The sequence below is a fragment of the Microcoleus sp. D2_18a_B4 genome, from assembly GCF_036702475.1.
GTDB lineage: Bacteria > Cyanobacteriota > Cyanobacteriia > Cyanobacteriales > Microcoleaceae > Microcoleus.
The window spans coordinates 12,450-26,588 of record NZ_JAUBTL010000081.1 but is presented as its reverse complement, the minus strand read 5'-3'; the positions used below and the strand labels follow the sequence as shown (position 1 = coordinate 26,588).

The following is a 14,139-nucleotide window of genomic DNA, read 5'->3' as shown; positions in this document are numbered from 1 at the left end:
GTCCCGCCCGTCCAAAAAGGACGGGCGGGACGCCCATCCCACAATAACAATTAAAATTGTAAGTTATTTAATTGGCGATCCTTAGTCGTAAATTTTATTCCCGATCGCCAAACTTGCCGATCGAGTTTCATTTTTCTGTTTTCTGTTTTTTTCTACTGTGCCGAATTCCGGCGCGCAACGGCAAAAAAAACCGATCGAACCCAGCTAAATACTTAAATCATTTTATACCACCGGCCGGCCCTGTACAAATATCGGTTTTGCGTCCAACAGCCGCTGCTTTATCAGTTACGAAGCCTGTGGCGTATCGCTGACACTCGATGCTTGCGTGGCGGACTCGGCAGATCGATATCCGTAGAAATCTATCCGGTAGTCTACAATTTTGACACCCGTTTGCTCTTGGATTAGCTCGATCAAGTCGATCGGCAGTTCCACATGAACGTCCAGAATCTGAGCCGTATCAAGACAATTGACGTGAGAGTGAGAGTCGCTGACATTGCCGTACAAGCGTCCCTCCGAGCGTTCTATGCACTCAATAATCCCTGCTTTCGACAAAGCTTCTAGATTTTGATACACAGAAGTATGCCCGATCGAATGCGCTTGTTTGTTGAGGCGATCGTAAATTTCGCGAGCCGAGAGGTGTTCTTTTGCCTCCCACAAAAGTTCTAGAATAAATCGACGCTGGCGGCTCAAGCGCATTCCCATCGCCTGACAGCGGTTTAAAGCATCTTCTAATGAACTAATTGGTTTCACAGCTACCGCCTTATAAAGCCTGCTCGATTTTTTATTCTGGTACAATATTGCACGCCTACATATCCACTAATTCTAACGCAGGGTTGCCCAACAGTAGAAGGTAGAAGGCAAAAATATCGAGTGAGTGAATTTTTTCTAGTTGGTGCTCAACTCCGGCTGCCAGCACCCCCAGACAATTATCCCCCTCAGAAATATTGCTTTGATTCTATCTTCTACTGCCAAAACTCCTAGTTCGAGGATTTGATGGCGTTAACCAATAACTTGGCGATTTCCGAGAGTTGCTTTTTGTTGAAAGTTTTGAGCAAAAGCTTGACTACCGCCTTCGGTTCGGCTGGAAGTGCTACTTGCTTCGAGGCTGCTGCTGGGGCTGCTGGAACGGCTGGGGGGCTTGCCTCTGCTGGTTTTGGGCTTGCTGCCAAAAGTAGCAAATTTTTACTCGGAACGATCGTCTTGACTTTCCCCACTTGTACTAAATCGCCAGCTTCTTTGAGTTCTTTGATAATCAGCGGAGCTAAGACTTTATAAGAGTTTTTGGGATTAACGATCGCGGCTCTAGCTGTTTTTACTAAATTTTGCCAAGTCTCTATTTTACCTCCCAACTTATAGAGGCGAACGCACACAGCCGTCAACTCAGAGCGACTAGCAGCCGATTCTTTCTGCTTGAACACCTGCAACATTTCTTTGAGTAAAGTCATCACTTCAACAGCAAAATTGGGCGGCACAGCGCCCGCTGTTGGAGCGGCGGGCGCAGCAGACCCAGCAGCCACCGCCTGCACTTTGCCCGACGCCAATTTATCGAGGTGAGTTTCGAGTTGAGCAAAAACAGGCATCACCTGCTGCACAAGTTTTTCTCCCTCCTCATTCCTCAAGCCGAAAGGCCCCTCCAGTCGCCCCAGCAAGTCCTTAAGCGTATCAACTCCCTTTAAAAATAGGGATTCTGCCGTTTGGTCAACCTGCTTGACGGGCCCGTCCTTGAGCACCTTAAAACAATCTTCCAAGCGGTGAGCGGTTGTTTTAATACTATCTAAGCCAAGCATAGCCGCCCCTCCTTTCACGGAATGGGCGGCTCGAAACATCTCTTGGACGCTTTCAGGGTCTTTCATCGTGGACTTTAAATCCACTAAACCATTTTCTAGAGTATCGAGGTGCTCCTTAGCCTCCTCTATAAACAAACGCATAATTCGGTCTTGCTGATCTGACACGACAGTCCTCCTAACAATCTGTGCACCCTCCAGAAAGCACCCTCTTCGCGGGAGAAAACACGACTCCTGCCAAAAGTCGGAAGCTCCCATGCAAAACATTCTAGCCTGCCTCAGCTAGCAGACTCAAAATACGGGTGTGAGGGCAATCTTAGCTCTAAAACTGCTGCGGTGGAGATTGAGCCTAGAGTTCTGAGGGAGTATCTGGAGCGACTTCAATACCCATTCCTTGTTTCATCATCTGCTGAGTCGTAATCAAGTCGTTTAACTCCTTGACTTCGACGCCGATGTCTTGGCAAGCCTGTTTCAGTTCCCGCTCGAAGGTGTTGAGGTCGCTTCCGTAGCCGCAGAGCTTCGCGGCTGTGGCGATTCCTTGTTGGGCGTTAGCTTTGGCGCAGTCGATCAATTCAAGGCCTTTGAGGGGTTGGGAGGATGCCATAATTTCAAGCCACAATTTATCTTTTCTCACACTCTACCTAGAACGTTGAGGTCGATCGATCTATCGAAAGGCATGAAAAATTCTGCCTGTGCTGCGTGTTGCCAATTCATAGTTACTTTTTGGGATTTCCTGCCAAGATAGCAGTAGTTGGGATTTTCTAACCCTTACTGTGCCTAACCTATATTGGGTCTTGGATGCAGGTACACACTAGACTCCAATTGCAAGCATTCGCTCTCAAGACTTGAAATTATCCGCGTTGCATCTGCGGTTTCCCGATCGAAGATTTATGCAATAAGTCTACTATCTTCACCATGCAGTATGTCCGCAGCTACTACGGAAAGCGGAGCAAACTGCACGGCAGCTACTTCCAGCCGGGGGGTTGGGATTTTCCGGGCGACGAGGAACCTCACTACAAAGATTTTTTATATTTCTCCTTTGGCCTTGGCATGACTTGCCGGCGTTGCAGAGGTGCAGATTACTTCTCGTTCGACGAGGTATATCGTGCTTTTTCACTGTGTGCTATCGTTCTTTTTTAACACCGCTATTCTGGCTATGAGTGTCAATATTATTGCTGGATTGAGTTGAGAGGATTAAGTCGCAGTGGTATGATTTAGAGTATGATGCGGAAACTTTCATCCTAATAATAGTTAGGTGGTAATTGCTAAATTGAAGTAGTCCAAGCATCGGGAAGCTCACTTACATCTTCTAGTAGGAAGTTAGCGTACACGAATATTCGGACATCATCGTAGAGATCGCTAAGAACACGTTTCCGGGAACCGGATTTGTCCCACGGTTGAAGATCGGAGTCTAGCTCACAGAAACCAACCCAGGGATGCCCCTCTTGCTGTAATTCTTCAGATTTAACTATCACAGCCGCCAAAATAGCTAAATCATACGGCTTAAGGAAGAGATCATCCATTGCACCAATAGATACTTGGCGCTCCAGCATAGACTCTGAAAGCGGAAAGACGTTGAGACTAGGATGGTTCGCTAATTCATGCAGTCGTTCTGAAACTTTCGTCAGTTCATTTGCGACTAATCCATCAAATTGAGCAAATACCCGACGTGCGGCATCGGCATCCTCAGCGCTGACTCGACCTTCATCTGTTGCCCATCTCACAAATTTGCGTAAATCATCAGAGCGAGAGCGTGGGGAAAACCTTCGAGGTAGGGTTTCACGTGCTTCTGTAAGGCATATTGCAGGCACATATAACTTAAACTCACCAGCCTGAGCGCGTTGAAGCAACTGAATAGCTTGTGGACTTTGCAAGTGTGCTGGAGCAATAACATCCACTACCCAATTTGTTTCCACTAAAACTGCTTTGGGTTTCACTTTGCACTCTTACTCCATCTAGGGCCAGCAGCCCTCACTTCCCCAATTCGGAGAAGGCTCATTATTGGTTCCCCAAGTAGGTTTCTTAAATCATTTGGGAGGTTGTCCATACTACCAGTCAGTTTCAGTTTCTCAAGCCATCGCTGAACTCGTGATTCAAACTCAACACCAGGTTGTCCTTTCCATTGCTCATCTGCCTGTGGTAGCAAAGAATCTGGAAGTTTCGCTTCACCAACTACATCAATTGACTCACCATTGTACTTCTCTAAGGAGTCGCGGAGGAGAATCACACGCTCACCAGTTACGACAAGTCCAACTGAACAACCAATAGATGCCATATTGTTTTTAAGCTGTGCAATAAGTTGATCGTTGATACTGATGTCTTTGAGCTTTACCTCAACGATCATCAGATATTCCCCCTCTTGGCTTGTCACAACAATATCTGGTTGGGATGTTTTTATCATGGCATTATATCGCAGCAAATTTATTGGCGATGTAGTAAATCAACGACTAGCCTAAGCTTTGCGTAACAAAATTATAACTTGAGGGCATTCAAATTAGGTCATTTAAACGTCAAGACACGGACAATCAATTGATCTACCAAGTTGATGTTGATGGGACAGCAATTTGAATCCTGATTTTCCCACCCAAAGTCGATCGCCCTCCATCCCCCGACACTACAGCAAACGGGCGATCGCACGCCCCCCTTCTGCCAATCTCAAAATTTCCTGACATATTTATTGCTAAAACGAAGTCATTACGAGTATGATTTAGCTATAAGTAAAAAAGAGAGCCGCCATGAGGATCGAAGAAATACCCCTCAACCAGATTCGCCGCCCCCTGCCGCGAGTCAACGACCAAACCAAAGTCGCCGCCCTCATGGAATCCATCCGCGAGGTAGGTTTAAACGAACCCATCGATGTGCTAGAAGTAGATGGACAGTATTACGGATTTTCGGGTTGCCACCGCTACGAAGCTTGCCAGCGTCTCGGTTTAGAAACTATCCGCTGTAAAGTACGCCGAGCTCCCCGTGCGGTGTTGCAGATGCACCTAGCCTGAGCCTCTCAACAGAAATTCACCACAGGCAAAGATATTCGATCGACCATCACTAATAACAAGCTAAAAACCTATGACTACCAACAACCACAAACAACATCTTTACCCGACTCGCATCGATATGTCAGCCGCCACCCGCTCTCAAGTAGTCGGGCTGCTCAACGCCACGCTAGCAACGACTCTGGACTTAAAAACTCAAGTCAAGCAAGCTCACTGGAACGTTAAAGGCATGGACTTCTACCAGTTGCACTTGCTATTTGACGAAATGGCAACAGAACTCGAAGAATACATCGATTTGGTTGCCGAACGGGTCACAGCTTTGGGCGGTTTGGCTGTAGGAACAGCCCGCACAGCCGCCGCAGATTCCATCCTGCCAGAGTTTCCTTTCGACATTTTAGACGGGAAAGAATATGTGACGGCTTTGGCCGATCGCTACGCGCCCTACGCCCAACACCTGCGAGTCGCCATCGGCAAAGCAGACGAACTCGGCGACGCCGATACAGCGGATCTGTACACGGAAATTTCGCGGACAATTGACCGAGAAAATGGGATGCAAGCCCCGTCCTTTTAGGACGGCTTTATGCTATAGTTTAATTGGTTGAAATCCCCACCTAAGATTGCAGCGATATATACTCATCTTGAGTTGAAACCGGGACTGATCCAGTAATAGGGAAAGACCCAAGGGCAATGGTTAAAATCCAACCTGGAAGCAAAACAAAGTATTGTTAATGTTTTTTAAACAAAACGATACATATAGTCGGGATAGGGCATTGCCACGACTTAAAATGAACATGGAGGCGCTCGTAAGACTACTTCGGTAGCATTGGTCGATGAAGTGTTAAGAATCCTCTCGCCTTTAGGCAGGGGAGTATGTCAAAAGCGTTTGTGGTTCCTAGAAGCGCATTTGCAAGGTTCTGCGACAACTGCAACAGCCGCCCCCGAAAAAGTTGCCGTCAAATAGCCACAAAAACAGTTGTGGGGTGGGCGCGGGAGTCCGCCCCACAGATGTATTTCCGTGAACAAACCTGACGGTCAACTGAGTACAGTTAGACGGCAGGCTTCTTTTTCCTTTTTTTTCTCATGCTTTTTATAGTGAGGTAGTTCCACCCCCACTTGCTAATATAGTATCAGAGTATTTCCCGAGCATGAAGGGGTATAAAAGAATAATTGTCGGTTTCGGTACCGAAACCCGACGAGCCTTTCATCCCAAGGAGTAATTCCCAACGGGGTACGGGGCGGAGCGCTCTGATTAATCCCCTCTAAATATACGCCCGGGACTTCCCGGCTAATAGTTAATTTGGATGAGTTTTTCGTGACTGCCAATATTCCAGATTATGCTCTTCAACTGCAACGCCTGATGGAACAGGCGGGGCTTTCGAGCGATCGAGAACTCAGCCAAAAAGCGGGAGTTTCCGAGATCCAGCTAAGTCGCCTGCGTCGCGGTTTAGCTTTGCAAACCCGAGCCGATATCCTGCTCAAAATTAGTCAAGCTTTGCAAATTTCCTTAACCGAACTGCTCGCAACCTTGGCGCCAAACTATGTAGAGTTAGAAAAGGCACCACCGACAGCCCTAGAACAAGAATATCAGCGCCTGCAAGCTTCGATCGAACAGCAGCGAGAATCTTTGATGCAGGAATTCCAGCTATCTAGCGTGCAAATTTTAGAATCTTGGATGTTGCAGTGGCCGACTGCTGCGAGCAAAGCTCAGGAAAATCACAACTTGCGGGCTCAGAAACTACTGCCCTTGCTGCGGCCAGTCGAACAGTTATTAGAGCATTGGGGAGTGGAGTCGATCGCCCCAGTCGGAGTCCAGATTCCCTACAACCCCCAAGAGCATCAGCTCATGGAAGGAACAGCCGAGCCCGGAGAACCCGTCAAAGTCCGCTACACAGGCTACAGACAAGGCGAAAAACTGCTCTACCGCGCCAAAGTTAGCCCAGTTTGATTAATACCAGAAGGCATTCGGCAGAACAAAGATTGTCCCTATCTCAAAATTCACTCCCGGCGAAGCGCTGCGACTGCGATCGGCGTTACGATCCGCGACGAGCACCATCTTTTGCACTCAAAACTATTCTCCCGCTCTCAGGCTGTGGCGCTTTCCCCCTCTCTTATATCGTTTCCGGTTGCATCGGAATCATAAAATCGAGTCAACAGTTAATACTCAACCATTGAGTTTTTCCACCCCTCCTTCTACAGTCAACAGTCTACAGTCTACAATCACGGACGATGCAAGCGGAATTGATATTATTTGGATCGGAGTCCATCTCGCAGCTATACTAGCCTAGTCTGGCTAGAAATTCTGACATTCCCACCGCAAAATATGAGTCCTGTAGTTAAAATTATTCAGCCCTCTGGCATTTTAGACGGCACCAAGGCAAGTCAATTCCGCCAAGAGATTAGCGACCTAGTGGAAGCGGGAGCCGATGTGGTATTGATAGACTTCACTGATGTGACATTTATGGATAGTTCTGGTTTGGGCGCTTTAGTCTTGGCACTCAAAACAGTCCGGGCCGCTGGGAGTCAATTAGTTGTCTGTTCTATCAACGAGCAAATCCGCATCTTATTTGAACTCACCAGCATGGATCGAGTTTTCGAGATATTTCAAACCCGCGATGCTTTTAATAGCAAAATTCTCTCAACTAACTAAATCTTTGGGCTGCTGCCTTCTTGCTATTGGGTCGCAGATGCGCTGCAAGAAGTCAGCTAGCCAAAGTTTACCTTGAGTAAAGACCAATCATCATCAAAAACTGCTTTAGCGTTCAACTTTTGAATGTAGTTCAAAACCAGCTCTAACTGGTCGGCACTTGCACCGTTGTAAGCTGCTAACAGGTCGATGAAAGGGTCAAGCCCCCAGATATTGCCGTCAGGTTGGTGGATCTCGTATACCCCGTCGCTAAAGATGTACAGAGTGCTCAAATCCTCGACATCGCAGCAATTATCGACATAGGGGGCGTCGGGGAACATCCCGACCGGCATTCCGGGGGTTTTTAATCGCTGGATTTTAGCGGTGCTCGCAGGGGACTGGGAAATTAACACTGCCGGTGGATGGCCGGCGCTGGCATAAACTAGCTGGCGAGAAATGCGGTTGTAAACGCCGTACCAGATGGTGAAATATTTGTCATTTTGGTAGCTCATCTGGAAGGTGGTGTTCAGGGCGCGCAAAACGTCGCTGGGTTTGTAGTAGTCTATGTTGGGGAGCGTGCGCGATCGCAACAAATTCAGCACGGCCACCGAAGGCAGCGCCGCCCGCAAACCGTGACCGGCTACGTCTAGCAAGTAAATCGCCAAATAATCGGCATCTAGCCAGTTGTAGTCGAAGCAATCTCCCCCCAACTGCCGGGAGGGAATGAATTTTGCTTCGATGCTGAAAGGTTCCGTCATCGGATCTGGCAACAAGGATTGCACGTACTCGGCGGCCTCGGCTAACTCTGCTTCCAGATTTTGCTTGGCTATTTTCAAATCTCGGCTGAGTTGGTGCAGCCTCAATCCCGCGCGTACTCTTGCCTGTAACTCGTTGAGTTCGATCGGCTTGGAGATAAAATCGTCGGCACCGGCGTCGAGGCCTTTGACTCGATCGGCGATCGAACCCAAAGAAGTCAACAAAAAGAATTGTGTAGTTGACAGATCCGGATCTGCCTTAACTCGACGGCAGACATCGATGCCGGTCAAGCGCGGCATGATCCAATCGCAAATTATCAGGGCCGGACGCAATTTTTGCGCCTGGGCTACACCGTCTTCGCCATTGCTTGCTACTGTTACTTCGTAACCCTGTTTTTTCAGGGTTCTTCTCAGCAGTTCTTGAACAGCCGTATCATCGTCAATAACCAGAATTTGAAACATGGGCACTTAGGTACTACAAGTTTTTCAAGGTCTGGGGGTCATTTAAAATATATCCTGTCAGCGCCCTTGTCTGAGATTGAGTATAGTTGATTGACATCGCTTTCGAGGTAATTCTTTTGATGGCGGGTCGTTGAGTTCAATTTACGTTAAAATTTGATGGAAATTTGGCGCGATCGAACTTCACTCAGTTTATACTCAGAATATAAATTTTTATAGACTTTTATTTGCTACAGCCGCTGGTTGACATGAAAATGCTATTTATGGTATAGTGGCTAACCGATTAGTGGATTAGACATTGATCCACGGCCCACCAAAGCTAGTATCCTCAAACTACCATTCAATTTTGCCGCCGTTATACTTTGTCTCGTTGTATTTTATCTGGTTGTATTTTGTCTCGTTGTATTTTGCCCACGGGCCGATGAAGAACTTCTGTGGTGAGCGTGATTGAATTAAAGGGTTCCCAAAAGTTGCCGATGCTAAAAAAAGCGGATCTTCAAGTCAATACAGGTCTGAATGGATTAAGCTGGGTTTTGTCGTGGTTTGCACAATTGTACGACTCGCGAATTCCTACAAGTGTGTGGATAAGGTGTCAGTTGGCTTTGGCTGAGGGCTTTACGAATGCGGTGCGTCACGCCCACAAGGGCAAACCAGCGGATTTGCCTGTTGACATTCAGGTGGCTGTGTTCGCTGAATCTTTAGAGATTAAAATTTGGGACTGGGGCGATCCGTTTGATTTAGAGAAAAAAATCAAAGATATTTCGGAAAAAGTCGATATTCACTCTCCGGGCGGGCGGGGTCTAAAATTAATCAAAGACATCGCAGACAGTATTAGTTACGAGAGAATGGCTGATGGCCGGAACTGTTTGTCGATGGTCAAAAATTATTCGCCCTGTATCGACTCTCGAAAATAGCCACGGCATGCCGATGGCCCTACATATTTTTAGCGGGTAAGCGTTGAGGGTAGCCCCTCAACCCTTCCCTCAGAACTCTGGGTGACTGATACTTTTAATTCAGACAATCGCCGACAATCGGCGAAAATCTGAATATAGCACACTCATCAGATACGTCTGAGAGTATGGTGGTATCCCACAAAGCTTTAAGAAAAATTCCTAAAGCGCCATTGAAATCGCGAGGTATTTCATAACCGCAGTTGGGACATCTAAAAGTTTTAGAGCCACCTAACTTCTTATGAACATGACCGCATTTTGTACAAGTTTTGGAAGTATATTCTTCCGTCACTCTAACCAATCTCGAACCGTAACGATTACAGAGATGTTCTAAGGTTTGCGAGAACTGATAAAATGCCCAAGTCATCATCGCCCTCGCCGACTTGGAATTAAGTTTGCGACTACCTCTTGCCACCATTTGAGAAGTTTCAAAAGTAGGTAGGTAAATAACATCGTAATTCCGTGCTAAATAGCTCGCTACCTGCTTGTGAATTTCCGACCGCAGGTTTTTGATTTTAGTTCTAACTTTCTCCATTGCTTGTTTTAGCCGATAACGCAATCGAGAAAACTGACCGCCCTTTGAGCATCCAAATTTTGACTGCATCTTATCCCAATGCTGGCACAATCGCGCAATCTTCCCAAAGTCATGCTTTCCAAATTCAGTAAAAGAATTGCCATCAAATCCAGTCAGGAAACAGCGCAGTCCGGGGTCGAGTGCGATGGTCTTGCCGCCATTTTTGGGTTCTGGAACGTCCATCTCTCTAGGCATATTTACGAACCAGCGTCCCTTATTGTAGGTGACTTCTACTGCCTTGTCATAGTTGATTAAGCAGGAATCCTGCCCAGTCCAGAGAGGTTTTTCTAGACCTTTGCTAGCATTGAGCATTAGATGACCGTTCTTATAGTCACCCGGAGCGAACTGAATAGTCTGTTTTTGGGCTCGAATTGACCTGAATCGAGCTAATTTCAATCCGACTAAAGGATTGGGTTTTGCCTTTTTTCCTTTACCTAACTGAGCTGGCTGTTTGTCGGTTTTCTTCCAAGCTGTATAAGCCTCGAAAAGGGCGTTGTCCAAACTATGTGCTATTCCCAATTTTTTGCACCATTCCGGGATTATCTCGCAACAAGCGAGTTTTACAAAAACTCCGAAAAGCTTGCTTACCGGAAGTTTTTGAGACTGGCTGATTAGTCTTTTTGTCTACAGTGTAGTAGGTGAACTTTCCTTGATGCTGATTCAGGTAAGCGATTGCATTGTTATACACTTTGCGATTGGCGTGAATTCTCAACATCCAGACTTTCTTCGTCTCCCCCTTGGGATAGACTCGGTACGTCAGAGTCTTCAATGATTTGCTTTTTGTACTTTCTGAGTCCGTAAACTCGGCAACTGAAGACGTGGATGATGGCGAGTATGTCTTCAACCATTTCTCTTTCTGGACTAAGTGAACTATTGTTGAGAACCAGAATCTTACACCCGCCCCGCTCTGCGAACCATGAGATAACATCGAACCCGAACCGACACAATCTATCTTTTGAGGCAACGACAACCATTCCGATGTCGCCCGTGTAAATGTGTTCCAGTAGGGCAATAAGACCTTTTCTTTTGAAGTTAAGACCGCTCCCAATGTCTTGGATAATTTCGCATCCGGGGTAGCGAGACAGAAGAAAGTCAGCCTGTCGGAGAAGGTCGGCTTTTTGACTTCGACTGCTAACTCTGGCGTAGAGGATGGTTGGTTTAGTAGATGGAATATTGACAACTGAGTCACAGTCGTAGCGTCGCTGTCCTGACGGCGTTCGGTATGCTTTGATTTTCCCTTCTTTTTCCCACCTTTCAAGGGTTTTTGAACATACTCCAAGTCGTTGAATAGCGATTCTTGGTGGTACATATGTGGACATATTGGGTTTTTTGAGTGAATTATCTCAGTCTACATCAATTGTCTGCCTTATGGCGGGAAATGTCTAAGAAAAACTCGTCCTGGAGATTACTCTTACAGCACTTCCGGATGTTATGAGGTACAGTAGCAGCAATTAGTAAACCAGTTTTTAAGATGTTTCGGATTAATTAAGTCAAGAGCCACAGCAATTATGGTGTCAACCATTTTAGTGGTGGTTGGTGAAAACTGGATCAATAAAGATTTGAGTTGCGACCACCATAATTCAATTGGATTAAAATCAGGAGAGTATGGGGACAAACACAAGATAGAAGCACCCACCGCTTCAATCTACGGGCTTAATTGAATCTACTTTATGCGCTGGTAAGTTATCAATTCACGTCTACTGCTCCCGACCACAATTGTGGCACTAAGCATTTGTCGATAAACACCTCAAATGCTTGACTATCCATCGAGTTGTCTATGGTCATTAATGCCACTACTCGCGGGAAACTAATTGCACCAATTACTGTGACTTTCTTGCCTCGATAAAAAGGTTTGACCGCATAGGCTAGGAGTGCCTCGTTGGAAGCATGAGTTCTGGTTAAACAAGCGTAATACTCCAGTCTCATCTAAAAAGACTAGATTTTTTGGCTCGATATGCTTGACTTTTTCCCAATACTCTAACCTTAATTTCATGACTCTTTCAGTGCCTGCTTGGCTACTTTTCACTGTTTTTTTTACGATTTAATCCCAACTTTTGTAAGGCGTTACACATGGCTGTTCTACCCACCCAATTTCCCGTCCTCTGGGCAAATAACTCACACAATTCTAGTAAGGTTGCATCGGGATGTGCTGCCACTATTTCTCTCAAAGAAGCTGTGGAATTATTCAAATGACTGTATCTCGGTTTCCCCCAGGGTTTCGGCTGTAAATTCCCCTCTATTTTTTGTTGCTTGACCAGTTTTTTAACTAAGCTTTTACGGACGGAAAATATCGCTGCTGTTTTTCAGATCGACAGCTTCTGATATTGATGGGCTGCTACTATTTTTGGAAAGCAAATCTACTGAATATGCTTTCATTGGTGTATTTTTTTTATCTATTCTTATTGTACCTCATAACACCCGGAAGTGCTGTATAACAAATCACTAATCACTAATCACCAAGGACTGCCAATCATCACAAAAGCCGACCAATAATAAGGATGCGACAACTTTAAATCCGCAAACCCTTGCAGCGAAGTCGGCAACTCCACCCCCTCACCCCGACTCGAACCCCGCAATCGGCCACCCTCCAAACGCACATCTCCCCGCAACATCGCAATTTGCGCTTGTCGCAGCGCCGCCCCCTTAATTCGCGCCGTCTTCAACTGCTGGTAAAACTCACTCATCAATCCCAAAGTACCCTCATCACTCACGTACCACAAACTCCCCAAAGCCGTTTGCACCCCCGCTTGCAGCGCCAAACCCCCAAAACCCAACTCCGCCTGTGCATCTCCCACCGCAGTCCGACAAGCACTTAAAACTAACATATTCACCTGCGGATCATTCAATCTCAAATCCCGCAATTGATCCAGTCGCAGCCGACTATTCCACAACTGAATAAAAGAATTATTCGGTGCTCCAGGTCGAAATTCGCCGTGAGTAGCTAAGTGAATAACCCCAAAAGGTCGGCTTTGATGCTGTCGCTTCAAATTCTCCAAAGTGAAATCCTCATTCAGAAAACTAACTCCCGGCCACTCTCTGGAAATAGCAGCTATTTCAGCAGGAACCGCAGGCAAAGGATTCAACTCGGAAAATTCCGAGGCACCCATTGCTAAAACTTGAGAATTTCTGAGATCGACGTAGCGAGTATCTGTTAAATTAATGCTGGGCATCAGACTGAGATTGTACTTTTCCACCAAAAATTGCTGTCCGTCGTGCAAAGCAGCAAAGGGCATACCTCTCAAACCTCGATCGACAACAAAGGAAATAGTATCCGTTTCGCAGCTTTTCAAACTGTCCTCTAAAGGCGCAATCATCCACTTATAAAGCTGTTGGGAAGATGGTAGATAACTCGTAGTAGCCCGCACCCCCGGTTTGGTAATCTCACCCCTGAACTCATTTACAACTTTCAGCAGTTCTTGCCGGTTCGCTGACGGCACACTTTTGTGAACCACTTCCCCGCAAGAAGTTATCAGCATTAAATTTAATTCTTCTGGCTGCGAGAACAGATAAATTAAGCTGGGTTTCGTGCCGGTTTGTGCGCCCACGGATGCTAAATTTTTTTGAATTTCCTGTGGGGAGACCAACTCGTCGCTGATGTTGATGCCTAAATATTCCCCGAATTCTTGGCTGAAAGATTTGTCCAGCAGAGACAAAGCTTCCGATATTTTGCCGGTTTCCAAATTCCTGCCGATGTCGCCGCGAAATGCTGACTGAATAACTGAATCTCTGATATTTGAATTGATGAAATTTCTCAGTCCTCTGGGAGATTGCATTCTTTCGGGCGGCATCCTTTCTCCGGGTTTTCCTATATCTCGCGATATTCTGTTTTGGTTCTGCCGCTGTTCGCGACTAAAGGGTTGGTTTGGTTCTCGAAAAAGCGATCGCCCTCTATCAAATCGCGATCTATCCCTTGGTAATATTGGCGGATTATTGGGATTATTGGGATTATTGGGATTATTGGGATTATTGGGATTATTGGGATTATTGGGATTATTGGGATT

Annotated in this window: 21 protein-coding genes; 7 read left to right on the top strand and 14 right to left on the bottom strand. The window is 46.3% G+C overall.

Features of this window, described 5'->3' with window-relative positions:
• Window positions 1-285 precede the first annotated feature (285 nt).
• The 3 genes from QUB04_RS29625 to QUB04_RS29615 form a co-directional block, all read right to left on the bottom strand.
• Window positions 286-750, bottom strand: a complete 465-nt coding sequence (locus QUB04_RS29625) for a Fur family transcriptional regulator (protein WP_333147636.1) — start codon at window positions 748-750, stop codon at window positions 286-288.
• Between the two features lie 227 nt (window positions 751-977).
• Window positions 978-2,051, bottom strand: coding sequence for an Hpt domain-containing protein (locus tag QUB04_RS29620; protein ID WP_333290061.1), 1,074 nt, complete (start codon window positions 2,049-2,051; stop codon window positions 978-980).
• Between the two features lie 82 nt (window positions 2,052-2,133).
• Window positions 2,134-2,388 carry a hypothetical protein gene (locus QUB04_RS29615; protein WP_333147632.1) on the bottom strand — a complete coding sequence of 85 codons (255 nt, stop codon included), beginning with the start codon at window positions 2,386-2,388 and terminating at the stop codon, window positions 2,134-2,136.
• Window positions 2,389-2,699: 311 nt separating this feature from the next.
• Between QUB04_RS29615 and QUB04_RS32690 the strand changes: the two genes are divergently transcribed.
• Entirely contained in the window at window positions 2,700-2,924 is a 225-nt protein-coding gene (locus QUB04_RS32690) for a DUF1345 domain-containing protein (RefSeq protein ID WP_445301102.1), read from the top strand.
• Window positions 2,890-2,973 carry a hypothetical protein gene (locus QUB04_RS32685; RefSeq protein ID WP_445301103.1) on the top strand — a complete coding sequence of 28 codons (84 nt, stop codon included), beginning with the start codon at window positions 2,890-2,892 and terminating at the stop codon, window positions 2,971-2,973. The genes QUB04_RS32690 and QUB04_RS32685 overlap by 35 nt, the downstream gene beginning before the upstream one ends.
• A gap of 76 nt (window positions 2,974-3,049) precedes the next feature.
• Here QUB04_RS32685 and QUB04_RS29610 read toward each other — a convergent pair whose 3' ends face one another.
• From QUB04_RS29610 to QUB04_RS29600, 3 genes are all read right to left on the bottom strand, one after another.
• Window positions 3,050-3,721, bottom strand: a complete 672-nt coding sequence (locus QUB04_RS29610; RefSeq protein WP_333290059.1) for a hypothetical protein — start codon at window positions 3,719-3,721, stop codon at window positions 3,050-3,052.
• Complete coding sequence (locus QUB04_RS29605) at window positions 3,718-4,185, bottom strand: type I restriction enzyme HsdR N-terminal domain-containing protein (RefSeq protein ID WP_333290057.1); 468 nt, start codon at window positions 4,183-4,185, stop codon at window positions 3,718-3,720. The genes QUB04_RS29610 and QUB04_RS29605 overlap by 4 nt, the downstream gene beginning before the upstream one ends.
• Before the next feature lie 133 nt (window positions 4,186-4,318).
• Complete coding sequence (locus tag QUB04_RS29600; protein ID WP_333290055.1) at window positions 4,319-4,456, bottom strand: hypothetical protein; 138 nt, start codon at window positions 4,454-4,456, stop codon at window positions 4,319-4,321.
• Window positions 4,457-4,519: 63 nt separating this feature from the next.
• Between QUB04_RS29600 and QUB04_RS29595 the strand changes: the two genes are divergently transcribed.
• The 4 genes from QUB04_RS29595 to QUB04_RS29580 all read left to right on the top strand — a co-directional run bounded on the left by QUB04_RS29595 (window position 4,520) and on the right by QUB04_RS29580 (window position 7,424).
• Window positions 4,520-4,780: a ParB N-terminal domain-containing protein gene (locus QUB04_RS29595; RefSeq protein WP_190733544.1), complete on the top strand. Its 261-nt coding sequence runs from the start codon at window positions 4,520-4,522 to the stop codon at window positions 4,778-4,780.
• A 70-nt stretch (window positions 4,781-4,850) separates the two neighbouring features.
• On the top strand, window positions 4,851-5,348 hold the full coding sequence (gene dps / locus QUB04_RS29590; RefSeq protein WP_333290053.1) for a DNA starvation/stationary phase protection protein Dps: 498 nt from the start codon (window positions 4,851-4,853) through the stop codon (window positions 5,346-5,348).
• Between the two features lie 741 nt (window positions 5,349-6,089).
• Window positions 6,090-6,722 (top strand): helix-turn-helix domain-containing protein, encoded by a 633-nt coding sequence (locus QUB04_RS29585; protein WP_333290051.1) that lies wholly within the window; start codon window positions 6,090-6,092, stop codon window positions 6,720-6,722.
• A 375-nt stretch (window positions 6,723-7,097) separates the two neighbouring features.
• Window positions 7,098-7,424 carry an STAS domain-containing protein gene (locus QUB04_RS29580; protein ID WP_041623653.1) on the top strand — a complete coding sequence of 109 codons (327 nt, stop codon included), beginning with the start codon at window positions 7,098-7,100 and terminating at the stop codon, window positions 7,422-7,424.
• A 56-nt stretch (window positions 7,425-7,480) separates the two neighbouring features.
• On the opposite strand, the gene QUB04_RS29575 is transcribed toward QUB04_RS29580, so the two are convergent.
• Window positions 7,481-8,617, bottom strand: coding sequence for a SpoIIE family protein phosphatase (locus tag QUB04_RS29575; RefSeq protein ID WP_333290049.1), 1,137 nt, complete (start codon window positions 8,615-8,617; stop codon window positions 7,481-7,483).
• A 431-nt stretch (window positions 8,618-9,048) separates the two neighbouring features.
• Here QUB04_RS29575 and QUB04_RS29570 point away from each other — a divergent pair, with 431 nt between their 5' ends.
• Window positions 9,049-9,528 carry an ATP-binding protein gene (locus tag QUB04_RS29570; RefSeq protein ID WP_333290046.1) on the top strand — a complete coding sequence of 160 codons (480 nt, stop codon included), beginning with the start codon at window positions 9,049-9,051 and terminating at the stop codon, window positions 9,526-9,528.
• Between the two features lie 94 nt (window positions 9,529-9,622).
• Here QUB04_RS29570 and QUB04_RS29565 read toward each other — a convergent pair whose 3' ends face one another.
• The 7 genes from QUB04_RS29565 to QUB04_RS29540 form a co-directional block, all read right to left on the bottom strand.
• On the bottom strand, window positions 9,623-10,639 hold the full coding sequence (locus tag QUB04_RS29565) for a transposase (RefSeq protein WP_333290044.1): 1,017 nt from the start codon (window positions 10,637-10,639) through the stop codon (window positions 9,623-9,625).
• A gap of 1 nt (window position 10,640) precedes the next feature.
• A complete protein-coding gene (locus tag QUB04_RS29560; protein WP_333290042.1) occupies window positions 10,641-10,826 on the bottom strand; it encodes a hypothetical protein in 186 nt (61 codons plus the stop codon).
• A complete protein-coding gene (locus QUB04_RS29555; RefSeq protein WP_333290040.1) occupies window positions 10,819-11,457 on the bottom strand; it encodes an IS607 family transposase in 639 nt (212 codons plus the stop codon). Before QUB04_RS29555 ends, QUB04_RS29560 begins: the two co-directional genes overlap by 8 nt.
• A 110-nt stretch (window positions 11,458-11,567) precedes the next feature.
• Entirely contained in the window at window positions 11,568-11,774 is a 207-nt protein-coding gene (locus QUB04_RS32680) for a hypothetical protein (protein ID WP_445251399.1), read from the bottom strand.
• Window positions 11,775-11,824: 50 nt separating this feature from the next.
• Window positions 11,825-12,064 carry a hypothetical protein gene (locus QUB04_RS29550; RefSeq protein ID WP_333290038.1) on the bottom strand — a complete coding sequence of 80 codons (240 nt, stop codon included), beginning with the start codon at window positions 12,062-12,064 and terminating at the stop codon, window positions 11,825-11,827.
• Between the two features lie 89 nt (window positions 12,065-12,153).
• Entirely contained in the window at window positions 12,154-12,327 is a 174-nt protein-coding gene (locus QUB04_RS29545; RefSeq protein ID WP_333290036.1) for a hypothetical protein, read from the bottom strand.
• 264 nt (window positions 12,328-12,591) lie between these two features.
• Window positions 12,592-14,139: CHAT domain-containing protein (locus QUB04_RS29540; protein ID WP_333290034.1), on the bottom strand; the 1,548-nt coding region annotated here is incomplete at its 5' end.

Coding starts and splice junctions, on each gene's coding strand:
- QUB04_RS29620 (WP_333290061.1), bottom strand. CDS start 2,051: ATGTTTTGCATGGGAGCTTCCGACTTTTGGCAGGAGTCGTGTTTTCTC.
- QUB04_RS29600 (WP_333290055.1), bottom strand. CDS start 4,456: ATGTCAGGAAATTTTGAGATTGGCAGAAGGGGGGCGTGCGATCGCCCG.
- dps (WP_333290053.1), top strand. CDS start 4,851: ATGACTACCAACAACCACAAACAACATCTTTACCCGACTCGCATCGAT.
- QUB04_RS29555 (WP_333290040.1), bottom strand. CDS start 11,457: ATGTCCACATATGTACCACCAAGAATCGCTATTCAACGACTTGGAGTA.
- QUB04_RS29580 (WP_041623653.1), top strand. CDS start 7,098: ATGAGTCCTGTAGTTAAAATTATTCAGCCCTCTGGCATTTTAGACGGC.
- QUB04_RS32690 (WP_445301102.1), top strand. CDS start 2,700: ATGCAGTATGTCCGCAGCTACTACGGAAAGCGGAGCAAACTGCACGGC.
- QUB04_RS29550 (WP_333290038.1), bottom strand. CDS start 12,064: ATGAGACTGGAGTATTACGCTTGTTTAACCAGAACTCATGCTTCCAAC.
- QUB04_RS29575 (WP_333290049.1), bottom strand. CDS start 8,617: ATGTTTCAAATTCTGGTTATTGACGATGATACGGCTGTTCAAGAACTG.
- QUB04_RS29615 (WP_333147632.1), bottom strand. CDS start 2,388: ATGGCATCCTCCCAACCCCTCAAAGGCCTTGAATTGATCGACTGCGCC.
- QUB04_RS29605 (WP_333290057.1), bottom strand. CDS start 4,185: ATGATAAAAACATCCCAACCAGATATTGTTGTGACAAGCCAAGAGGGG.
- QUB04_RS29595 (WP_190733544.1), top strand. CDS start 4,520: ATGAGGATCGAAGAAATACCCCTCAACCAGATTCGCCGCCCCCTGCCG.